The sequence below is a fragment of the Armatimonadota bacterium genome, assembly GCA_036504095.1.
Taxonomy (GTDB): Bacteria; Armatimonadota; DTGP01; order JAKQQT01; family JAKQQT01; genus DASXUL01.
The window spans coordinates 15,063-38,406 of sequence record DASXVS010000042.1 but is presented as its reverse complement, the minus strand read 5'-3'; the positions used below and the strand labels follow the sequence as shown (position 1 = coordinate 38,406).

Sequence of the window (23,344 nt, the reverse complement as noted above, 5' to 3'; positions counted from 1 at the left end):
GGATGGGCCGAGTGACAGGGGCTGAGGGCTTAGCCTGGGCGGGTCGCGTCACGGGGTCGGCGGTACAAAAAATGGCATGCGGCATCCGGGCCGGAGCCTGGATGCCGCGTGCCGAATGCAGGATGCCGCTTCGGGGGCTTAGAACTTGAAGCCGAGAAGGAACTGGGGGCCGCTGACGTCGCGGTCCGCCACCTTCCCCAACGCGAACTGGTACTTGGCTTCGATCTGGAAATTGGCCGCGATATCATAGCCGATGAAGAGGTTGGCGCCGCCAACGGTCTTCTTCTTGCTGATGTTGCCTTCGCCGCCCGTGTTGGGGTCCGCTATCTTCACGTCAACGTAGTCAAGGCCGATGCCGCCCCCGTAGAACAGGATGTTGCCGAGCGGTACGGTGTCCTTCGCAACCCGTCGAATCTTGTGGTTCAGCGCGAACGAGAGCACTTTGTACTTGCTTTCGATGCCGGCAGAACCGGACGGGGTGACGGTGCCGCTCTTGCTGCTGTACAACACTTCCAGGCTGTTCACGGCCTGGGCGTCGGGGTTGCCGAAGGCGTATTCGGCTCCGCCAATCCACCAGTTCTTGTCAACGTCCTTAACGGGACCCTTGGCGGGGGTGAAGATGCCGCCTTTGACGGTGATCTGGTCGGAGAGGGACGGCGACTGAGCGTTCGCCGAAACGGTCGTCAACGCAGACACTGCCGCAAACAGGGCGAGGGCGTGGGTTATCCGCATCATCGTATCCTCCATACACATCCGGACAATGGTGTTGCTGAGACCCACCGTCACACGCGCCGCGAGTATCCGGTGTTTCCACGCTGGCGCAGCGGGCGATGGACGCCCTCCGACAGTAAGGTCCCGCGTAACCGATTATAATACCGTACGGGGCAAAATGGCAGATTTTTGCGGCGGCGGCGGCAAAAGAGCTGCGATGGCCACGCTCGCAGGCCCCGTTCTATCGCTCCCGCCCCGACAGGATGGATTCCTTGCCGAACGAAGCACACGACCCATACGCCGCCCTGCGCCTGCGGGAGTACCAGCTGTACGCCCTCGGAAACGTTCTGGGTATACTCGGGGCGCAGGCTCAGAGCGTGGCCGTGGGCTGGGAGTTGTACGAGCGCACCCACTCCAAATTGGCCCTGGGATATGTTGGGCTCGTGCAGATCCTCCCTGTCATCCTTCTGACGTTTCCCGCCGGCCATCTGGCGGATCGCCTGGACCGGCGCATCGTGCTGATTGCGTCCCAGATCGCGACGGCGCTGTGTTCGTTGGGCCTCGCCGCGCTGAGCGTCATGCACGGGCCCGTGATCGGCACCTATGCCCTGCTGTTTCTCGCGGGCTGCGCGATGGCGGTCCGAAATCCGTCCCGCGCCGCGCTGATGCCGCAGATCGTCCCGGCGGAGGTCTTCTCCAACGCGGTGACGTGGAACAGCACGTGCATGCAGGTCGCGTCCGTCGCCGGCCCCGCGATGGGCGGTGTGATGCTGGCGGTCCTCCATGGCGCCGCCCCCGTATTCGCCGCCGCGGCTCTGACATCGCTCGCCTTCGCGGCGGTGGTCTCGATGATCCGCGTTCGCAGCATCAAGCGGCCGACGGAGCCGGTAACGTTGCGGTCCGTGATAGCAGGCGCCGGCTTCGTGTATCGGACGAAGATTATCCTCGCCGCGATCACGATGGATATGTTCGCTGTGCTGCTGGGCGGGGCCACGGTGCTGCTGCCGGTATATGCCAAGGACATCCTCAAAGTCGGTCCCGGCGGTCTGGGCTGGCTGCAGGCGGCCCCGTCGGCCGGGGCGTTCTGCATGGCTATCTACCTGGCGCACGCCCGGCCCATGCAGCGCGCCGGAACGACGCTCCTCTGGGCGGTTTCCGGGTTCGGGGCGGCGACCATCGTGTTCGGCCTTTCCCGCTCGTTCCTGCTCTCCCTGGGCATGCTGTTTCTCACCGGCGTGTTCGACAACGTGAGCGTGGTGATCCGGCAGACGCTGGTGCAGTTGCGAACGCCCGACGAACTGCGAGGGCGCGTCGCCGCGGTGAACGGGCTGTTCATCGGCACTTCAAACCAACTGGGCGGCTTCGAGTCCGGCCTCGTGGCGCAGTATCTCACTCCCCAGATCTCGGTCGTGGCGGGAGGCGTGGGCACGATCGTGGTCGTTCTAGGGGTCGCCGCGATCTGGCCGCAACTGCGAAGGCTCGGACGCCTGCACGAGGCTGTGGTATCGGACACCGGCGGCGCCGCGAGCCCCTAGCGCATGCCGGCGGCTGTCTGGAGGATGGCCGCAGCGTCGGCGACGGTTGGCGGGCCATCATGTCCCGTGACATCTGCGCGGCGCTGCTGCTCGATGTCGAGGCTATCGACGGAAAGCGCGGCCCGCAGCGCGAGGCACGCGTCGGATATCGTGACGGTGTTGTCGTAGTCCACGTCACCCGGAACGCGGGGGCGCACGAGCGAAACGGCATCGACTTCCGTTGAGTATGGATTACCGAGGTTGGTCAGCGCGTTCACGGCGCAGGTAACCCGCACGAAATCCGCGTAATCCAGGTGGGCGAGAAGGTTGTTGGCATCGACCGCCCAGTCAAGGTTGAACGCGTCGCCGCCGGCCGAGCCCGGTGTAATCGACGCCGCATACGGGTCGGAGGGAACAAGCGGATCGCCACTGCCGTCTGTGGGAGTACAGTCGGCGTAGCCGATGACGGTATCCGTCCAACCTGGGGGCGCAATCGGAAACCCGGAAACGGACGCCGGTGCGGGCGAGCCCTTGAGCCAGTACCATTTGACGCCGACGTTGTATTGGTGCAGGCCGGTGGGATCGACGCCCACTTCAACGTAGCCCGGTTCGCGATACGGCGCCGCGGGGTCGCCGCCGGCGTAGAAAGCGTTTCCGAAGACGATGAAATCGTAACCGCCTGGATGGCGTGGGTCGTTGGTGATTGGCTTGTCGAAACCGAGGGTGATAAAGCCGCCCCAGCCGAAGGAGAACACGGACGAATTGTCCGGAACGATGGGCGAAGCGGATGTGCTCGGAGGGCCGATGGCATATTCAGGGTGTGACGTATAGCCTGAAACGCCGTTAACCCCGCTATAGGCAAGGACTTTCGTGGCAAAATCGGCGCTCGAAGAGGGCCCGCCGGCAAACGCGCGGCAGTGCAGCGCGGCCAGGGCCGCTATGGTGATCCAGCGTGACATCATGGTTCACGGTAGCGGCGCGCCGACGAGCGGGACAAGATAATCCGCCTGAAGACTCGGGTGACGCAAGCGCCCGAAGTGGTATAATTAGAAATCATGCAGAGACATTACAGAAACTTGTTCCTGGTGTGCGCACTGGTGGCCGTGGCTTCGTTCGCCATGGGCGTCTACGCGCGCAAATACAGCGGCGGCCACCGGACCGGCCGATCCCTATGGCTCGCCAGCCTCACCGGGCGCGAAATGAGCCACTCGCCTTCCCAGACTTTCGCGGCCGTCCTGGACAGCCTCGAAGACTCGTATGTGGACAAGGTCCAGGACGAGAAGAGCCTCACCTATGGCGCCCTGCGCCAGATGATGGACGAACTGGACGATCCGAACAGCCGGTTCCTGGACCCCGCTGAAACGCGGGATATCCTCGACGCGGAGGATGGGCTGTTCCACGGGATCGGCGCGGTTGTAAACATCGAGGCAACCCACGTCAAACAGGGCGAGCGCCGCCGTGTCGTCATCGCGAACGTGCTGCCCGGCGGTCCTGCGGCCAGGGCGGGTCTGCACGTCGGCGACGCGATCGTGATGATCGGCAGCCAGTGGGTCTACGGCCCGCATCTGAATTTGCCGGTCATCAAGCGGTCCGATAGGTCGGCCCTGCCGGCGCCCACGCTACCCCAGACCGATGACGCCGTCATTTTCACCACGCGCGACATCATGCAGCGCCTGTCCCGCGACGGAGAGTCCGTGCGGCTCACGCTCATGGGTGGCGGCGGCAAGTCGCTGGAAGTCGTGGACGTGGCGGCCGCCTCGACGAAGATCCCCCCCGTGGAGGTCGTCTCCCGCGACGCCGACGTGGCGGAGGTAAGGATTTCGGGACTCACCAAATCCGTGGGACCGCAACTGGATTCCGCATTGGAGCGCGCAACGGAATCAGGCGCCAGACGCATCGTGCTTGACCTCCGTGGCTGCGTTGGCGGATCGCTGGAGCGGGCCGCCCAGGTAGCCTCCCGGTTCACGGACGGCGACCTCGGAAGCGTCAGCCGCAAGGTGGGCGCCAAGACTGGAAAGGCCGCGCTAGTGGCGCACAAGACGTCGAACGCCTGGACCGGGCCGCTGGTCGTGATGGTGGACCGCAGCACGCTGGGCGCCGCCGAGTTCCTCGCAGGGTCCCTCGCGGCGAATGGACGCGCAACCCTGGTGGGTACCAGGACGTTCGGCGACGGCATGGAGCACAGCGTCGTTGTGCTGCACGACGGCTCGTCGCTCCTGATGACCACCGGAAAGATATTCACATCCAACGGCCAGTCATTCCAGGCTCGGGGCGTCACGCCCGGCGTAGCAGTGGCAAGCGCCGCGGATCAGCCGGCGGCGGCGATGAAGGCCTTCCGTTAGTTCGTGGCTTGAGGGCAAATGCCTTTTCTCCAAAGGAAGTTGAATGACGTTTCGTAGAATAAGCAGCGTTGGCGTGTTGGCGGCCGCACTGGCGGTTGCCTCCTATGGCGGGTTCCGGGTCGGTCTGGGCGGACGGGAGCCGCGTGTCGCGTTGCGTGTGGCAAGCGTCGGACTGCTCCCGGACACCCTGCCGACCTCGTCCGCCCTCCGCGATACCGCGCCCGATGAGGACATGCCGCCGGTCGATACGTATCAGGAAGCCCTCGACACGATCCACCAGCGCTATTACGGTTCGCTTCCGAAAAGCACCGAATACACCACCGACCAGCTTCTCACCTACGCGGCGATCCGCGGTATGCTGGGAAGCCTCGGAGATCGCTACACGCGGTTCCTCACCCCGGGTGAATACCGTGACATGATGGACGAGAACCACGGCGAATTCAGCGGCATCGGTGCGCGCCTGGACGCTCGCGCCAGCCAGGTGATCGTGGTCGATACCATCGAAGGAAGCCCCGCCCGTAAAGCGGGCCTGAAGCCGGGCGACCACATCGTGAAAGTCGACAACACGGTGATCACGTCCTCGAAGGTCGACGACGCGGTGAAGCTGATCCGTGGAGAACGTGGCACCGCGGTGGCCCTGACCGTCGAGAGGAAAGGCGTCAAGCACCCTCTCGTGTTCCATGTCGTCCGGGATATCGTTGAGTTTGACAACGTTGTGACTCAGGTTCTGCCCGGGAACATCGGCTACATGTCGCTGTCGTCGTTCAACGACCAGAGCGACCGCCGCGTGGGGGAGGCGCTGGGTAAACTGCAGGCCAAGAAGGTCCGCGGGCTGATCTTTGACCTCCGATGGAACCCGGGCGGCCTGTTGGAGCAGGCAGTCGCCATTTCCAGCCGATTCGTGCACAGCGGCCCGATTGTATGGATAAAGGAGCGAGGCGGAAAACCCGAAAGCATGGATGCGATCCGTGTGAAGCGCTCGGTAGGCCACATCCCGGTCGTCATCCTGATCAACAAGTACAGCGCAAGCGCCAGCGAGATCGTCTCAGGCGCCATCAAGGATACGAAGTCGGGAACGCTGGTCGGCTCGACCACCTGGGGCAAAGGCCTGGTCCAGACGATCAACCCGATCGCCACAGACAACAGCGCGGTGCTGATCACCACGCACCGTTACTATACGCCGGCGATGGTGGACATCAACAAGAAGGGCATCGCGCCGGACGTTTTTGTGAACGTGACGGACAAGGATTTTGCGAAGGTACAGCAAACGCGCAAACTGATGGACGATCCGCAGATCGCCAAAGGTGTGGCGGTACTGCAGGCGAAGCTACGGGGCTAGGGGCAGCGGGTTAGGCTTCAGGGCGGCGGGACGCAGGATTGTCATTCTGAGCGAAGCGAAGAATCTCGACGATGGGTTGAGATCCTTCGCTTGGCTGAGAATGAAATGAGTCGGGACTCCGGCCCCCGGCGCCAGACCCCTAAACCCCAAATCCTCATTTAGGGGGCGGAATGGCGACACGGCGGAAAGCAGCAACGAAGAAGAGACCGGAACGATGGAACGCACCACCCGCCCGACGCAACCCGATGGGGCTGCTCCTTGTCCTGGCCGGAATCTCCGGACTGGTCTATTACGCATGCGCCCCCAAGGCGACGGCGCCGCGGGCGCCATCCGGCGCTCCGATCGTTGCGCGGCCGGCGCGGCCCGAGCGCGTGGCGGAAGAACCGGCCGCGAGGCCGCCGGAGCCGAAGGTCATTGTAACGGAGAAACCGCCAAAGCCCGCGGAACCCGCCCCTGAACCGGACGCCAGGCCCACGAACGGCGTCGAAGGCCCGGCGGGCTCCGCGGATGTTCCCGAGCCTCGCCGCGAAATCGTCGAACCATCCGTGAAATTGACCCCGGACGCGCCCCCGGCAATCGAACCGCCGAAGACGGAGCGCCGCGCTATCCGCATGCCCCGTGTGACGAAGGGTGAATTCGAGCGGAACCCCGGGGCCGCCGGGGAGGTGGCGCTCTCCTTCGACGGATGCTACGACGACAAACCGCTCCCCAAGATCCTCACAACGCTCGACCACCACGGGTACAAGGCGACCTTTTTCGTGGCCGGCCGCTTCGCCCAGCGGTATCCCCACAGCGTGAAGCGCATCGCGGATGACGGCATGGAACTCGGCAACCATTCCTGGAGCCACCCCAAGTTCACGGAACTGACCGACGCGCAGATCGACAGCCAGTTGACCCGCACAAATGATCTGATCCGCGAGATCTCCGGCCAGACCCCCACGCTCTTCCGTCCGCCGTTCGGCGACCGGGACAACCGCGTGCGCAACGAAGTGGCCGCCGACGGCTTCCACACGGTCTGCTGGGCGCTGGACAGTTGGGACAGCGTGAAAAAGGGCATCACGAGCGACGAGATCTCGAAGCGCGTGCTGGGCCGCGTGCAACCCGGTGACGTGGTCCTGCTGCACGTCGGCTCCCAGGCAACCGCCGACGCCCTGCCCGCGATTCTCGAAGGGCTTGACGCCCGCGGCCTGCGGGTGGTACCCGTCAGCGAGTTGATGAAAGGGTAGGGGCGAGGGGGCGGGGGACCTCTCCGTGTCTCCGCTTCACCCCCTCTCCGTGTCGCCCCCTCGCCCCCTCGCCGCGTCGCGCCACGCGCTAACATATAGGCATAATCCCCGAAGCGAGGTGTTCCAACATGTTGCGACTGCCGGCACTTCTCACCGCGGCCCTGGCCGCCACCCTTCTGGCCGGATGCGGCGTCAAACAATCGCCCACCGCGCCGGGCGGCAGGACCATCAAATTCCTCTCGATGGACTATGACAGCGCGTCATCCGCCGTCCAGAAGCGCATCGTTGATGATTTTAACAGGCAGAGCAAGGACGGGCAGGTCCAGATCGACATCGTCGCCTGGAACGACGGCCACCAGAAACTGCAAACGCTCATCAGCGGTAACCAGTCGCCGGACATCGCCATCGTGGGCACCCGATGGATGAACGAGTACGCCGACGCCGGCCTCCTGGCCGACCTCTCCGATCCGGACGTCACCGGCATCGCGCTCGAGGATTTCATCCCGTCCGTATTGGATACGGGCCGCGTGAACGGCAAACTGGTGGGCCTGCCGTGCGCGGCGAGCGTGCGAGGGCTTTACTACAACGCGGATATGCTGGCTAAGGCGGGCGTGAAGCCGCCGAAGACCTGGGCCGAACTCGAGACCGCCTGCCGCAAGGTACAGGCCGCGAATCCCGGCGTGAACGGCATCGGCATCCAGGGCAAGGAAGTCGAAACCGACCTCTATTACTACTATTTCCTCTGGGGGGCGGGCGGCGAAATCCTCGGCAAGGACGGCAAGTGCGCCCTGGCCTCGCCGGCCGGTGAGGAGGCGCTGGCGTTCGAGACGAGCCTCGTCAAGAACGGCCTCTCCGAGCCTTCACCGACCGGATACACCCGCGAGGGCCTGCAAGACTTGTTCAAGGCGCGCAAGATCGCCATGGTCATCACCGGCCCGTTTTTCGCCGGAATGCTCCGCAAGGACGTCCCCGATCTGAAGTACGGTATAACCGAAATCCCCGGCAAAACCGGCCCCGTCTTCCCAGCAGTGACCGATGTGATGGTGGCCTTCGATAAATCGCCCAACAAGGACCTGGCGCACAAGTTCCTCGCGTTCTGGTACAAGGATGCGAACCGCCTCGCGTGGGATGCGGCGTCCGGGATGCTGCCGGAGAAATCCACTGTAGCCGCCGACCCGAAGATGACCGCCGACAAGAACCGCGCGTTCTTCATGAAAGCGCTGCCCAAGGGCAGATACGTGCCTACCCACCCGAAATGGGAGCAGATGAGCGTGAAAGTGTGTGACGCCGTACAGTCGGCGCTGCTGGGACAGGCGACGCCGGAGGACGCGCTGAAGAAGGCGGCTGCGGACGTGGACAAGGTGGCGGCGGGAGGGTGAGGCGGCGAATGCAAAATGAAGAATGAAGAATGGAGAATGCAAAGTGGCTGGAGTGAAAGCCACCAATCGATGCGCTTTGGGAGAGCATTGTGAACAAGCGGCGGCTTATCCTCCTGACGGTCATCGTGATCCTTGTAGCGGTGGTTCTGTTTGCCGGTCGGTGGTTGCGTACCTACGATCTCAAGGCTGAACGCGCCGCGGCGCGCGCGGCGGGGATCCCGCTGTCCGAATCGGAGAACCCGCTGCCGGCGATCTCGGCGGCGGATGACGCCGTCCCGCTGTACGACAAGCTCACCGCACTGCGGGAGGTCGAGCCGCCCGAAACGAAACGCCCACGGCCGGCGAGCGAGCACCGCGGCGGCAGCCCGAGGGTGGAAAGCACGGAGGAGCTTCGCGCGCTCATCACCGCCAAACACGAGATATTGAGAGTCATCCACACCGCCGCGGCCAAACCACACGCGCGCATCGATGTCGCACCGGAGAACAACCAACTCATCCCGAGGCTGACCAGCATGCGCCAGGCAGCCATCATGATCCGCTGGGAGAGCGAACTGATGGCCCGCGAGGGGCGGTACGTAGAGGCAGTGCGGAATGAGGCGATTTCCCTGAGAATCGCCAACCAATGTCTGGAGCAGCAGGTTCTGCTCACTCAACTGACCAGCTTCGCTATCGAAGCGATCGCCATGAGCGGTTTCAGGGATCTGTTGGAAGAGGCCGGCGAACGGCCCGGCGTTGCGGAGGCAGTTCGCGACGAAGTCACTTCGTACAGATCGAATCGTGACTTCAGCCGGTTCATCGCAGGAGAAACACTGGACGGACTCGGGACCGTGCGCCGCATCGACCATGTGCGCAAAGTGCCGGCACCCCAAGCGCACCCGCTCTGGATACCGCACGCGCTCGGACTGCACGCGGCCACACGGGGGTATTTCGCGGACGCCAGCGAGGCCGTCTGGCTTCACTGGATGACCCGGTACATGGCGGCTTCTCGCCGACCAATATCCGAGCGCAACGACGCCATTGCGCAGGTGGATCGAGAGTTCCAGGAGGCCACCGCCGCCACTCGCGAACGCCGAATGGCCGCCCCGGCGTTTCACTTCGCAATGGTACGGGTGCGAATGTTCCGAGAGGTTGCCGGGAGTGCTTCGGGTGCGGCCACCAAGCGTGCAGTGATCGCAACCGCCGCATCGGTGCTGGCGTACCGCGCCCGGCACGGGAAGTATCCCGCCACGCTGGAACAGGCGGGTGCTCCACAGCCGGTCGATTACCAGACTAACCGCCCGCTCGAGTACAAGTTCAACGGCAACGCTTTCGAAATCGCGGCGCACCCGGACACTTCAGGGCTGGAACCGGAGAGGGCTCGGTCGCTGACGGAGTCTCTGCGCTTTCAGTACCCGCCTGGAGCCAAATAGTCGACGCTGCGTTCGTGGAGGCAACGACATGATAAACAATTGGCACGGTTTGTCGCTGAGGAAGTGGGGGTTCGTCGCGCTGGCGATTCTCGCACTTGCGGTCCTCGCCGCAGGCGCAGACTGGATCGGCTTGATCGTTTGCGGACTCATCGTCTACGTGAGCGTTTCGATGTTCATCGGAGTGGTGAGCGGCATCCGTTCGCGGGGTATCACACGCGCCTCGCTGGGTGCGTCCGGCTGGTTGGGCTTGGTGGGCTTGGCTTGCCTGACGCTGACCGCGGTTCCGTACAGCGTCGAGCGGTGGGATATCGTAAGAGACCTTGAGTACGCCGCGCTGCTGCTGCCGATGCTGGGAGGCGCCTGGAGCCTTGCGCGGTATTTCCTAGCGCGTGCCGGCTTCGAAGTGAAAGCCATGGCCTCCGCGAAATATGCGGCGAATGTGTGCGGCATCGCATTCCTGCTTGCGTGGTTCTTCGCAATGCCTCTGACTCAAGCGGAGCACATGTACGGCAGCCGCAAGACCAAATCGTTCAACAACATCAAGCAACTGTGGGTCGCAGAGGTGATGTACTCACAGGACTACAGCGAGACCTTCCCCGGCTGGGTCCGCAATCCCGACGGCGCGTACGCCCATAACTGCTGGGACGAGCAGATCAACAGTCAGCTGAAGGCCAAGGACGCCTTCAATAACGGCGACACGGGCATCAGGTCGTACTCAGACCCCACCCACCGTCGCGTTCTCACCTACGGCTTGAACGGCCTGCTCATCGCACCCCCGATGGGGGACGGGAACGCGGATTTCACCACCGCCGCCAATAACAACCCGCCGGCGCCGTCCAGCGCCGGTGCCGTCGGCAGTCCGGCGGAGACCATCCTCTTCGCCGAACTGACCACTAACGCTTCGATGCCCGGAGTGTACGGACGGGCGCCAGACCCGATACCGTTCACGGGTCGGGCCGGTAAGGGCAGCTCGCAATGGAGGGATGCCCTGTACGGCTGGATCGACATCAGCCCACGGGCTTTCATCGAGATTGTGAACGACGCGCAAAACCACCCGTATCGAGAGCCATACGGTCTGAACGCAGATCGCGGCGTCGCTCGCGACTTCTACGGTGGAGGCGGCGTGTACGCATTCTGCGACGGTCATGCGGCCTTCCTGAAGGTCTCCACGACGGTCGGCATCGGCACGACAACGACCGCCGGCCTTAAGATCACCGAGCACAACTGTTGGTCCCCGGACAACATGAACAACATGTGGGTGCCGCGGTGAGGGCCGAGGGCTGAGGGCCGGATGCGGGCGGGGCGCCCGCGCTCCATCGCGCTCCTCAGCCCTTGCCCCTCAGCCCTCAGCCCTTTCCGGGCGCTATCCTAGCGGTATGACTCCTGATACCCCGCCGGAGAGCCGGCCCCTCAAGATCGCCATGTTCACCGAGGCCTATCCGCCCATCGTGAGCGGCGTCGCCGTCGCCACCCGCACGCTGGTGGAAGGCCTGCGTACCCTGGGCCACCAGGTGGATGTCTACGCGCCCTACCACCCGGACCAGCCGGCCGACGAGACCGGTGTGACACGCCTGCCGGCCGTGCCTGTCCCGCTCCCCGGCTGGATTCCGATCAGCATGCCGCTCACCCCCATGGCATTCAACGACATCGCCGCGAAATCGTACGATATCGCGCACACGCAGCACCCGTTTCTGCTCGGAACGGTCGCCCGCGCGCTGGCGAGGCGGCTGGACATCCCGCTGGTCGTGACGGTCCACACCCAGTACGAGCAATACGTACACTACTGGACGCCGTGGCACGAACCGGGCCGGTGGATCGTGCGGCAGATCATCCGCGAGTTCTGCAACACGTGCGACCAGGTGGTCACGGTGGCCGCCGGCATGGAAGCCCTTCTCCGCGAATACGGCGTGACGGTCGGCATCGAAGTCATCCCCAACGACGTGGACTCGGGCGATTTCCTGAACGCGTCCGGCGAGGGGGTGCGCGAGGAACTGGGGCTTGCGCCGGGCGAGACGTTCATATTGAGCGTGAGCCGCATCGCGAGCGAGAAGAACCTCCTCTTCATGCTGGAAAGCGTGGCGCCGCTCCTCGAGGCGAAGAACGCGCGGCTTGTGTTCGTGGGAGACGGACCGCAGCGCGCCGAGCTCGAGCGTCGCGCTTCGGACCTGGGTCTGAACCATCGCGTAGCCTTCGCGGGCAAACTGCCGCACGAGCAGACGGCGCGGTACTACGCCGCCGCCGACCTCTTCCTCATCACGAGCGTCACGGAAGTCAACCCACTGACCATCGGTGAGTCCCTGGCTGCGGGCACGCCGGTAGTGGCGGTGGACTCGTTCAGCGCCCGCGAGGGAATGGTGGACGGGCACGACGGCCTGATTTCGGCGCTGGATACGGATGCGTTCCGGCACGCGGTCGCCACGCTCCTGGATGACCCCGCGCAGCGCGAGCGGATGGCCGCCTCGGCGCGCGAAACGGCTCGTCGGCGCAGTTCCGGCTCGGCCACCGAGCGAACGGACGCCCTGTACGCCGGCCTCCTGGGCTCCGGCCACCACGAGGAGAACCTGGGAGGAAACGAGGAAACGAAGAAATGAGTATATCGAACCGAGGCGTTTCCCGATTTCCTCGTTTCCTCATTCACTGATTTCCGGCCGGGGCGTTTCCTTCCGCGCGGGCGTCCGCTAAAATGAACCGGACGCCGCTTTCACCGCCCGCCCCCTGCGTCACGTCCCCTGTTGCCTAAGGAGTATGCTAGTGCCTGAACAACCCACCCTCGTGGAGACGATCCACCGGGTACTTTCGGATATCGCCGCCACCCCCGTGGCCGGTTGGTCGGCAACCCCGTCCGACGATCCCCTTTCCTCGACCGGAGGCGGAACGGGATGGGCGCCGGTCGAACTGCCGAACGACATTTACGGCCTGCCCGCCGCATGGTACCGTACGACCATCGTGACACCAGAGAAGCACCACGGCTGGCCAGTCGCGGGCCTGCCTGTCACGCTGATCCTGGACATCCTCCATTACGGCGAGGTGTATGTGAACGGCCGCTATCACGGAAGGTACCACCGCGGAAATAGCCGCGTTGTCCTGGTGGAACGGGCCAGGCCAGGCCAGACATATGAGGTGGCGATCCGTGTGGCCGGCCCCGGCAGCAACAGCGCGGAGGTGTCGGAAGGCACTTCCGGACGCGGCATCGGCCTCCACTCGGCGGTCCTTGAGTACGGCGCGGTGGACGGAGTGAGGCCGGCGATCAACGCCCACCTGGAAAGCGTGGACGTGTCCACTCGCCTGACGGCGCTCACCGGCAAAGGCGATTATGTGCTCACGCAGGCGGCGGAGGCGATCGACCGGGCGGCCATCGCGTCCGGCAATACGGCGGGCCTCCTGGAGAGCATAGAAACCGCCAACGAGACGCTCTCCGGCCTCGACGACCTGTTCAAGCGCTATACCATCGCGCTCACCGCGAACGCCCATATCGACATGGCGTGGCTGTGGGACCGCGAAGAGACTAAACAGGTCTGTCACGATACCTTCCGCAGCGTGCTCAACCTCATGCGCGAGTATCCCGATTTTATCTTCGCGCACAGCCAGGCGCAGTCCTACGAGTGGGTGGAACAACTCTGGCCGGACATTTTCGAGGAGGTCAAACAGCGCGTCAACGAAGGTCGCTGGGAGATCGTCGGCGGAATGTGGGTCGAGCCGGACTGCAACCTGCCGTGCGGCGAATCGTTCGTCCGCCAGGTGGTATACGGCAAGCGCTACTTCATGGAGAAGTTCGGCAAGGACGTCACGCTCGGCTGGAACCCGGATTCGTTCGGCTACAACTGGTCGATGCCCCAGGTCTACAAGAAGTGCGGTATCTCGGCCTTCCTCACCCAGAAACTCACGTGGAATGACACGAACCTCTGGCCGTACCGCGCGTTCTGGTGGGAGTCGCCGGACAACAGCCGCATCTTCTCGTATTTCCCGACCGATTATGTGGGCCACGTCTGGCCGAACAAACTGATCTCGGACCTGGCGTACATGGTCAAGGAAACGGGCTTCAACCGGACCTGCCACCTTTACGGCATCGGAGACCACGGCGGCGGACCGACCCGCGACATGCTGGACCGCGCCGATAGCCTGGCCGCCCGGAAGCCCTATCCGGCGGTGAAGCATGAGCGGGCCCATGATTTCGTCGCCGGGATGGTATCGGAAGCGAAGGCCGGCCACGAACTGCCGGTCTGGAACAGCGAACTCTATCTGGAGTATCACCGAGGCACATTCACCAGCCAGGCCGCCATCAAGCGCGGCAACCGCGAGGCCGAGCGCCTTCTGCGTAACGTCGAGGCGTTCAGCGTGCTGGCCGGCCGATTCGGTCTGCCGTATCCGGGCGACAAGTTGAAGGAATTGTGGAAGCTCACGCTTTTCAACCAGTTCCATGACATCCTGCCGGGCTCTTGCATCGGCGCCGCCGCGGCCGACGCCGCATCCGATTACGCGCAGATCCAGGGCGAAGGTGGCGCCCTGCTGGACGCCGCGCTCAAAGCGTTGGGTAAGGGCTCCGGGGCCGGATCGGTCGTTGTGGCCAATCCGATGAACTGGGCGCGCGACGGGGTCGCTTCCATCGCGCTGGAGAAGATCGGCCTGAGCGGCGATTCGTTCGTCGTTACCGGACCGGCGGGGCCAGTCCCGAGCCAGGTGGTGGAAGACGCAGGCGTCCCGACGCTCCTTTTCCTCGCGAAAGGCGTCCCCGCACTCGGCGTCGCGACGTATACCGTCGCCGCCGGTTCCCAACCCGTTGAGGGTACTCTGTCGGCGGGCGATACCTTCATTGAGAACGCCAACCTCCGCGTGGAGATCGCGCCCAACGGCACATTCACGCGTGTCTACGACAAGGCGCAGGACTTCGAGGCCGTGGAACCGGGCAAAGCCGGCAACCTTCTGCAGGCGTTTGTGGACAACCCAGGCAAGTGGGAAGCGTGGGAGATCGACAAGGATTTCGCCGCGCAGCGGGAAGACCTGACCGGACCCGTTCACATCGAGGTGCTGGAATCCGGCCCGGTGCGAGCCCGCGTTCGGACCACCCGCCAATGGCGCGCGTCCACGTTCGTCCAGGACGTCATCCTCACCGCTGGCTCCAAGCGCGTGGACGTTGTGAACCGTGTGGACTGGCACGAGAGCCGCACGATGATCAAGGTGCTGTTCCCCGCGAACGTCCAGACGAAGGTGGCCACCTATGAGGTCCCTTACGCCGCCATCGAGCGCAGCACCGGCAACGAAACGAGCCACGAGAAGGCGCAGTTCGAGGTCCCCGCGCTTCAATGGGCCGACCTCAGCGTTGATGCCCACGGCGTGAGCCTCCTGAACGACTGCAAGCACGGCCACGACATTAAGGGCAATGCGATGCGCCTCACTCTTCTCCGCTCTCCCAACAGCCCCGATCCCAAATGCGACCGCGGTGTCAACGTGTTCACGTACAGCTTCTACCCGCACGCCGGCGGCTGGGTTGAGGGGAAGGTTTATCGCGAGGCCCACAGCCTGAACGATCCGTTGATCGCCCGCCCGGGCGCCGGAAGCGCAGCGTTCGTGGAGATCGCGCAGCCGAATGTGGTTATCAGCGCGCTCAAGGCGGCCGAGGACGGCGACGACGTCATCCTCCGCTTCTTCGAAACGGCGGGATTGGACGGAGAGGCCGAGTTGATCTTCGCCGAAGCCCCGAAAGCGGTCTGGGACGCGGACATGATGGAAAACGCGCTCACACAATACCCGTCGGGAGGCACGGCCGTCACCGTCCCGCTCGGCCACAACGAGGTAAAGACCCTGCGCCTGACGTTCTAAACGTTGAGCGAGATTCGATGAGCGCCGGACCAGGAGCCTGGTCCGGCGCTCATCGCGTTTTTGGGCGGAGCGAGCGGTACATGCGGGCGCTGATAAGACCGATATGGAACAAACATCATGTCTTTGTGCCTGCGTCACGTGTTCAGTAATCTGAGCGGCCGGGCCGGGAAATGCGGGATCGGATTCAGACGCGGAGCCTGCCTGGCATATCCCAAAAAGGAGTGCGAAGTGCGAACGACTGCTGTTATGTGCATGCTGCTGGGCGTGGCCGCGACCATGGCAATCGCCCAGGCGCCTCGAACGATCCCCTTCGAGGGACGTCTCTCCAAGCCCACCGGTGCTCCGGTGGCCAACGGAACCTACAATGTAACGCTGTCCTTGTATGCGGTGCCTTCAGGTGGCTCACCGATGTGGTCGGAAGCCAAGGCGGTAACGACCGTTGCCGGCGTGTTTAACACGGCGTTGGGCAGTGCAACCCCATTCCCCTCGTCTGTCACGTTCAATTCGCCATACTTCGTGGGCGTTGCGCTGCCCCCTGACGCGGAGATGACGCCCCGCCTCCCGCTGTCATCCGTCCCGTACGCGATCGGTCTGGCGTTGCCAACGCTCGCCACAACCACTTATCAGGGCGCGGCCCTGGCGATCGGCAACGCCGGAACGGGATCGGGCATTCTGGGTCGCCGAACGTCCACCACCGGGACGGATCCCGGCATCTTGGGGATAACAGATTCCACGGATCCTTCGGCAACGGCGATTCAGGGAATTGTCTCCTCCCCGTCGACCGGAGTTTTCTCGGCCGCGGTTCGCGGGATCAATTATGGAACAAGCGGCCTCGGAATTGGCGTGTATGGCTCCTACGCCGGATCCGGCTGGGGTGTGTACGGCTTCGCCAACGGTGGCTATGGCGTCTATGGTAGCACCCCTCAGGGAGTAGGGGTATTCGGACAAAGCACCTCTAACAGCGGGCTTCAGGGCATATCGTCAACCGGGACCGGCGTCTACGCCACTTCCTCCACCGGGTCCGCTGGACAATTTGTTTCACCCGCTGGATCACCGGCGGATGCCGTAACGATCACGCACGCCGGAATTGGGCGCGGCCTCAGCATCGCTACCGATTCCGGCATCGCTCTCTCCGCCACTTCCAATACCGGAACACCCGCCCAGCTCACAGTGCCGGCGGGGTCGACCGCGACCGCACTCGTCCTCACGCAAAACGGAAGCGGAACCGGCCTCAACGTCTCCGCAGCGTCGGGATACGGCGTCTACAGCGTCTCAACGGACGGAACTGCCTTGTACGGTTCAACGAGTGCGATGAGCGGCGCCGGCCTGATCGGGAAGAATCTCAAGGGCGAGGGAATAGTTGGCATGACCTTGTGCGATTTATCCGGTTCCGTTGTCGGCCGCAACGACGGGCTGGGCTCCGGCGTCAGGGGGTTCACCACAAAGTCAGGGCCCGGCGTTCTAGGTACCGGAGGGTCCGCCGGCGGTACGGGCGCGGGGGGGCGATTTGAGGTTATCAATGCGGTCAGCGCGGCCAATGCGCTGGAAGCCGTCACAAGCGCCACAGGCAACGCGCTGTACGTCAACCACACCGGAGTGGGAACCAGCACCACCACCCTGCGCAACCTCGCCGTCTTCCAAACGAACGGCGCCAACGAGGCTCGCATCGACAACAACGGCAGGGGTTTCTTCAACGGCGGAGCGCAGTACAGCGGAGCGGACGTCGCCGAGGACTTCGCCGTGGAAGGCAGCCGCGCCGCCTATGAGCCGGGTGACGTTCTCGTCATATCGGAGCGAACCGACCGCACGATGGAGAAGTGCGCCGAAGCGTATTCAACGCGCGTGGCCGGAGTGGTTGCCAAGAAGCCGGGGGTGCTTCTCACCGAACGCGACGTCGATGAGGACCAGTCCGACCTTGTGCCCCTCGGCGTTATCGGCGTCATCCCCACCAAAGTGTGCGCAGGCAACGGATCGATCCGCCGTGGCGACCTGCTGGTGACATCGACGCGTCCCGGCGTCGCGATGAAAGCCGGTTCCAACCCGCCGGCCGGAAGCATCATCGGGAAGGCTCTCGCCCCGTTTGACGGCGCTGACGCAGGCCTCATCGAGGTCCTGGTGAACGTTCGCTGAGGCAGGTTCGATGTGAGACGCTTGAGATTGGGGGCCGGATACGGTGTATCCGGCCTCCGATCGATCTGAATGAAGGGAGCATCGCTCTACTTGACGGTCTGCTTCGCGACCCCGGTATTCGTGATCTTGACCGGCAGGATAAAACCCCTTTCATCGAAGAACATCTTGTCGATGCAGGTGACGCGGTGGTTGCCGTCCGTTTCGCCCAGCGGCCTTCGGTGATAGACGATATACCAGTCGTCCGTGCCGGGAACCTGCAGCACCGAGTTGTGGCCGGCGCCCGTGGCGACAGCGGGGTCCTGCTGCAGAATCGTGCCGATGCGCTCGAAAGGCCCGAGTGGCGAATCGGCGATGGCATACGCCACACGGTAGTTGGGGCCGCCCCATCCGCCCTCCGACCACATGAAGTAGTACTTCCCCTTGCGCACGAACATGTCTGGGCCTTCCACGTAGCCTCTGGGCGTGATCTCCTTGAAGGTGGCGCCGTCGGCAAAGGGAACGAGGCCAGTAAAATCGTCCTTGAGTCTGGTGATGTTGCACCGCCCCCAGCCTCCGTAGATCATATAGTACGTGCCGTCTCTGTCACGGAACACAAACTGGTCGATCGGCTGCGCCCTGTTGATGATTCTGCCCAGCAAGGGCTTGCCCAGATAATCCTTGAAGGGCCCGCCCGGAGACTTCGAGACCGCCACGCCGATGCCGCCGATCTGATCGTCGTTTTGAATGTCGTTGGCGCTGAAGAACAGGTAGTACTTGCCGCCCTTTGCGATGATGGCGGGCGCCCACATGGCCCGCCGGGCCCATGTCACGGCGTTCGTATCGATGATGCTTGGGTGCTTCGTCCAGGTAACCAGGTCCTTGGAGGAAAAGGCATCCAGGTGGGTCTGCTGGTCATACGGCGCCGAGTAGGTCGGATAGATCCAGTACTGCTTCTTGAACACCGCGACCTCGGGATCGGCATACCACCCCGGGAACAACGGATTGCCCGACGTGACCGCACCCTTCGCATCTTTAGTCGCACCCGCCGTGTTCCGCGGCGACTTCTGAACGTCCTTGTTCACCGAAGCGGCCTGTGGCTGAGCCATGGACGGCAGCGCCCAGGCGAGCGACAGTACCGCCGCGAGAGTGATCCGCTCCCCGGTTCTGTTCAGGGGGTTCTTCGTAATCGAAATTCTCATTATGTTTGCCTTTTCATATAGCCGTTTCACGGCGCCAACAGTCCGTCTCTGCCGCATTTCGAAAGAACTCTGTCTCCGCGGGAGGCTCGGCGATTCAGTTCAGCGATTCAACTGAGTTCACGTGCAAACGCCGTCACGCGGGGCGATCTTGTGGATGAACACGATGCGTGCGGCATCATCTACCTGATAGACGACCCGGTAGTCGCCCCCCCAAATCCGGTACCCTTCAAGCGGCGCGGAGAGCTTTCGGCATCCGTGAGGTCGAGGGTCTCCCTCAATTGCCAGGATATGGGGTTCAAGCCGCTCCTGCATCGCACGCGGCAGGGAATGGCTAGGGTTTCGAGGCAAGCAGGCCACGAAATGGCACGGTGCCCACTTCCTGCGTTTCGGCGATGGAAGCTCTCAGATCCGCGATATCCTCTGCATCCTCCCGCGCTTCTATCTCGGCAAGGTCCTCTACGGACACGATGGCCGCCACCGGCTTCCCATGGCGCTCGATAACGAAACGCTCACCCGCATATGCCACACGATTGAGTGTGTCCGCGAGATCCGTCCTCAGCTGCCGGCACGTCATGGTTGACATTGGTCCCTCCTAGTGTAAACAAGTTGCCTTGTGTACACATGTTACCATCGGCGACATATCCTGTGAACGCCGACCCACCGGCTGGTTAACAGCTCTCCCATTCTTCCACTCGTGCAGCAGGTTCAGAGCCTCGATGCGGCTCGGCAGTTCACCTCCGAGCACCTTATTTGCCCGTCCATCGGTTCTCGGGTGTCTCAGCGCAAGACCACGTACATCGCGTTGGCTGGGAGCTTGACGGTGATTTTGGCGCCGTGCCGCACCGTCGGCACATCTCCGGCCGCGTTCCCGTTAGCGTCGAGCACGACGACGTCCTTTATCCGTGGATTCCTCAGGGTGAAAGTGATGTCGGTTTGCTCGATCTCGTAGGGTGGATGGCCGAAGGCGACGACCTGGCGGCCATGGTAGGCCGTCTTGCCGTCGGTACTGGAGAAGTCGGCTTCGCGGTCTTCCCAGCCTGCGGGCCGCGCGGTGGTCCCCACTTGCACCAGCACCCGGCCGGATGAGCGGAGGGGTTTACCGTCCATGGATACGGCAAGCATACTGGCGTACTCATTGCCCGAGGTGATCCGCACGTCCGAAAGGCCGATCGGCCCCGCCTTGCGAAGGAAACCCGCTGCGCCCTGGGCGCGGGGCGCATTCAGCACGCAAAGCCCGACTCCGTAGTTCAACCGGATCTCCCCGGTATCGCTGACCACGGTCTTTCGGTCCTTCCTGATATACGGCTTCAGATCGATCACCCGGCTCTTCGCCGGGTCACCCCCGTACGTCACTTCAACAGGCCCGACCAGAAACGCGAGCGCGTCCACGCCGGTTCTGACGCCGGATCGCGGCGCGATGTCGCCCGCGTCCCGGTTCGGATCAAACCCGCTGGCCTCCGCGATGATCGGGGTTCGCCGCTGCCAGAGGTCCTCCAGCGCGCGTTCCTCGTGGACCGTCGTTGCCCCCCGCTTCAGATACCCTTTGCGGTACAGCAGCGCCGCCGCCGGGAACTGACCGAGCTGCATCGGCGTGTTGATCGCCCATTTCACCGCCCAGGGTCCATCCGGCTGCCGCCACTCCGCGCTGTCTCCATCGCTGAACCAGTAAAACGCGTCCACCCCGGTTAGCGACTGGTACGCGGCGGTAAGGAAGGGGCCTTCCGACTGGTAGAGAGATGGCGCCACCCACTCGCTCTCCGTGATGAGGCTCGGATAGCCGACCACCTGTTTCAGGTTCATCGGCATCTCCAGCGGCCTTAGCAGAGCAGACGCGTTCGTGAAGTGATCGCCCACCTCGACCGCCCAGCCGTCGTGCGGGCCGATGTGGATGCCGCCGAAGTACCGGTTGACGGCGATGACGTCGTTTTGGGTGTAGACGTACCGCTCGACATCATTGAGCTTCACGTCGTCCGCCGTCTTCCAGTTCCCGGCGTTGATGAGCTGCCGGCAGCCGAGGTCCTGACGCAGGAAGCGCGCCATCTCGGAGTCAAAAGTCCGCATTGTGTCGGCGTAGAAATGGAGCTGGTCCGCGAGGCGCTTCGCCTTGCCGCCCTGCTGCGGCTGCGTGAACTCCCACACGATGAACAGGCCGGCGCGACGGTCCGCCGCGTCATCGTCCGGATGGGTGGCGCTGCCCCACGCGGATTTCGCCGCTTCCAGGGAGCCGTACCGTCGGGCCAACCACTCTCCGAACCGCCGCTCGATGGCGCGGAGTTGTTCCCCCTTCACGCCCTGCATCGTCCAGAACAGCATGCTGTCCTCGTTCTGGAGCTGGATGATGGCCGCGGCCGGGTCCTTCGCAAGCGGGATGCCGGTGTAGGGGTTGGGGGGTGAGAGGAGCGCCCGCATCCACGCTTTGTAGCCGTTCTGGAGAGTCTTGTCCCAGAAGAGAAGGGCGGCCGGGCTCTGGCCCGCATCGCCCGGCACGCCCCAGGACGCCGGGATGTTGCCGTAGCCGAAAGCCCAGTACGGGGAGATGGTGGTGTAAATGCCGTGCTTCCTCATGGCGGCCACGAGCTTCCAGCACTGGTCTATCTCCTCGCGGTTGGCGTCCGTGATCTTCGTGGCTTCGCCCTTGGGTGTTAGCTGCCCGTGGAAGCGCACCATGTTCACGCCACGCTTCGCTAGCCACCGGGCGTGGTGTTCGAGGTCCGTCGCGCCGGGGAGGCGCTGGACATAATCCGTGACCGCCCAGAAACGGACGGGTTTTCCGTTGCCCAGGACGAATCCGTGCCCGTCCGGGCTCCGGCGGACGAAGCCGGACTGCCCGGCGGTCTTCTCATTCAGCGAGTGCAGATCCAGGAGGGCATTCGGATCGAACGTATCCGCCGCCGGCTGGAACGGCCAGGCGCCGGCCAATGCCGGCGCGCATCCGATGCTCGCGGCGCAGAGCACGACCAGGGTGCGTGAGTTCAGTTTGATCATCGTTTACCCGCCTCGCGATTCCATTTGTGCAGCAGTTTCAGCGTCTCAGTGAGGCTCAGGACGTTCACGTCCAGGGCTTTCAGTACTCTTTCCATCGGCGATTCGACGGCTTCGAAAAAGATCTGCAGCATATGCTCCGCGTTTTGCACACCGGCCCGGGGCGTACCGGTCACGGCCTCTGACTCAACTTCATGTACAATTGCTCGCGACCGTAATAGCCGCTGTTGTAGAAAAGGGCGGCCCGCCCGTCTGGCAAGACGTGGATGAACTGCCGCCACAGGTTGTATCCTTCGCCGGCATCAAGCGCATCCCTGGGAATGTCTTTGACCCACTCGATGGGCGCCGGAGCAAAGTGCCAGCCTTTCACCGGCCATTCCTCATCGCACCAGGCGAAGCCGCCCAGGCTCGGTGCGGGTTCCTCGTTCCACTCAGCCTTGTTGCCGGGATCGGGCGCGGTGGGCGACGCGTTGACGACGGCTACCCAGCGGTGCTGCGCTCCACGCAGCAACTGGAGGCCGCCAACCCAGCCCGAAGCCCAATGCCCGGTTTGCTGGGAAGGCGCGAGGATCACGCCGCGCTTCGTCGCCACCTTGTCGCCTAGCTTCTGCGTGGCGACGGCCTGTGCCGAGCCGTACGGGCTGATCTTCCTCGGCTGCGCTTTGGCCGGATATCCCATGTAGAAGTAAAGGAACTCCTTGCGCTTGGGGAAATAGTAGCCAGTGACCGCGTCCGTGTGCTTTGCATCGAACGCATCCCCGGCGCCTGTCGGGATGATGGCCTCGCGTTCGAACGTCCACGGCCCGGCGAGCTTCTCGGACCACGCTCGCTGGACCTGTTTGTGCCCGTCTTTGAAGCTGACGACCAGCAGGCAATAGCGGCCGTCGATCTTCGCCGCCTGGTTGGGGTGGTCCGGGTCCATCACGAAGAACGGCTTGTGGAAACCGCCCACCGCCTCCGGATTCGCCACCGGCAGGGGACCCTCGAGTTTCCAGTTTCCGGGGCCAAGGTCATCGCGATTCAAGCAGACGGCCTGCGCATGGCCGGGAGGATCGTGAAACAGGACCATCCGCCATCCGTTGATGGCCTCGTCCCAGACGATGCACGGATCGCCGCTGACGCTGTTGCCTTCCCCTTCCTGCCGCGGCAGCACGAGGCCCCGGCGCACCCAGACCCTGGGGATCGTGAATCCTCGGCGCATTTGCTTGGTCTCCTTCGGCTTCGTGGGCCTGTCCATCGCGCGCGCAGCGGGCACGCATCCCATAATCGCGGCACTGAGGACAACCAGAGTCAGTGAGTTCAGTTTCATGATCATCG

At 63.8% G+C, this 23,344-nt stretch carries 17 protein-coding genes; 10 read left to right on the top strand and 7 right to left on the bottom strand.

The annotated features are described in order from the left end of the window. Positions 1-138 precede the first annotated feature (138 nt). A complete protein-coding gene (locus VGM51_08610; protein HEY3413106.1) occupies positions 139-735 on the bottom strand; it encodes a hypothetical protein in 597 nt (198 codons plus the stop codon). Positions 736-983: 248 nt separating this feature from the next. On the opposite strand from VGM51_08610, the gene VGM51_08605 reads away from it, so the two are divergent. Then, positions 984-2,246 (top strand): MFS transporter, encoded by a 1,263-nt coding sequence (locus tag VGM51_08605; GenBank protein ID HEY3413105.1) that lies wholly within the window; start codon positions 984-986, stop codon positions 2,244-2,246. Here the strand turns inward: VGM51_08605 and VGM51_08600 are convergent. Continuing rightward, positions 2,243-3,187, bottom strand: a complete 945-nt coding sequence (locus tag VGM51_08600) for a dockerin type I repeat-containing protein (GenBank protein HEY3413104.1) — start codon at positions 3,185-3,187, stop codon at positions 2,243-2,245. The two genes, VGM51_08605 and VGM51_08600, sit on opposite strands and share 4 nt — an antisense overlap. Positions 3,188-3,280: 93 nt before the next feature. Here VGM51_08600 and VGM51_08595 point away from each other — a divergent pair, with 93 nt between their 5' ends. The 9 genes from VGM51_08595 (at position 3,281) to VGM51_08555 (ending at position 17,867) form a co-directional block, all read left to right on the top strand. After that, positions 3,281-4,567 (top strand): S41 family peptidase, encoded by a 1,287-nt coding sequence (locus VGM51_08595; protein HEY3413103.1) that lies wholly within the window; start codon positions 3,281-3,283, stop codon positions 4,565-4,567. 43 nt (positions 4,568-4,610) lie between these two features. Beyond that, complete coding sequence (locus tag VGM51_08590; GenBank protein ID HEY3413102.1) at positions 4,611-5,906, top strand: S41 family peptidase; 1,296 nt, start codon at positions 4,611-4,613, stop codon at positions 5,904-5,906. 170 nt (positions 5,907-6,076) lie between these two features. Next, positions 6,077-7,132 (top strand): polysaccharide deacetylase family protein, encoded by a 1,056-nt coding sequence (locus VGM51_08585; GenBank protein ID HEY3413101.1) that lies wholly within the window; start codon positions 6,077-6,079, stop codon positions 7,130-7,132. Positions 7,133-7,260: 128 nt separating this feature from the next. Further along, complete coding sequence (locus VGM51_08580; protein HEY3413100.1) at positions 7,261-8,511, top strand: sugar ABC transporter substrate-binding protein; 1,251 nt, start codon at positions 7,261-7,263, stop codon at positions 8,509-8,511. 89 nt (positions 8,512-8,600) lie between these two features. After that, complete coding sequence (locus tag VGM51_08575) at positions 8,601-9,920, top strand: hypothetical protein (GenBank protein ID HEY3413099.1); 1,320 nt, start codon at positions 8,601-8,603, stop codon at positions 9,918-9,920. Between the two features lie 28 nt (positions 9,921-9,948). Beyond that, positions 9,949-11,190: a hypothetical protein gene (locus VGM51_08570; GenBank protein ID HEY3413098.1), complete on the top strand. Its 1,242-nt coding sequence runs from the start codon at positions 9,949-9,951 to the stop codon at positions 11,188-11,190. 106 nt (positions 11,191-11,296) lie between these two features. Further along, positions 11,297-12,511 carry a glycosyltransferase gene (locus VGM51_08565; protein HEY3413097.1) on the top strand — a complete coding sequence of 405 codons (1,215 nt, stop codon included), beginning with the start codon at positions 11,297-11,299 and terminating at the stop codon, positions 12,509-12,511. A gap of 160 nt (positions 12,512-12,671) precedes the next feature. Further along, positions 12,672-15,737 (top strand): glycoside hydrolase family 38 C-terminal domain-containing protein, encoded by a 3,066-nt coding sequence (locus VGM51_08560; protein ID HEY3413096.1) that lies wholly within the window; start codon positions 12,672-12,674, stop codon positions 15,735-15,737. A 228-nt stretch (positions 15,738-15,965) separates the two neighbouring features. Continuing rightward, complete coding sequence (locus VGM51_08555) at positions 15,966-17,867, top strand: hypothetical protein (protein ID HEY3413095.1); 1,902 nt, start codon at positions 15,966-15,968, stop codon at positions 17,865-17,867. 86 nt (positions 17,868-17,953) lie between these two features. Here VGM51_08555 and VGM51_08550 read toward each other — a convergent pair whose 3' ends face one another. The 5 genes from VGM51_08550 to VGM51_08530 form a co-directional block, all read right to left on the bottom strand. Beyond that, positions 17,954-19,045, bottom strand: a complete 1,092-nt coding sequence (locus tag VGM51_08550; protein HEY3413094.1) for a glycoside hydrolase family 43 protein — start codon at positions 19,043-19,045, stop codon at positions 17,954-17,956. A 331-nt stretch (positions 19,046-19,376) separates the two neighbouring features. After that, positions 19,377-19,628 (bottom strand): type II toxin-antitoxin system Phd/YefM family antitoxin, encoded by a 252-nt coding sequence (locus VGM51_08545; GenBank protein ID HEY3413093.1) that lies wholly within the window; start codon positions 19,626-19,628, stop codon positions 19,377-19,379. A gap of 194 nt (positions 19,629-19,822) precedes the next feature. Beyond that, a complete protein-coding gene (locus VGM51_08540; GenBank protein HEY3413092.1) occupies positions 19,823-22,030 on the bottom strand; it encodes a hypothetical protein in 2,208 nt (735 codons plus the stop codon). Beyond that, entirely contained in the window at positions 22,027-22,161 is a 135-nt protein-coding gene (locus tag VGM51_08535; GenBank protein HEY3413091.1) for a hypothetical protein, read from the bottom strand. The genes VGM51_08540 and VGM51_08535 overlap by 4 nt, the downstream gene beginning before the upstream one ends. A gap of 38 nt (positions 22,162-22,199) precedes the next feature. Further along, positions 22,200-23,336 (bottom strand): hypothetical protein, encoded by a 1,137-nt coding sequence (locus VGM51_08530; GenBank protein HEY3413090.1) that lies wholly within the window; start codon positions 23,334-23,336, stop codon positions 22,200-22,202. Positions 23,337-23,344: the final 8 nt, after the last annotated feature.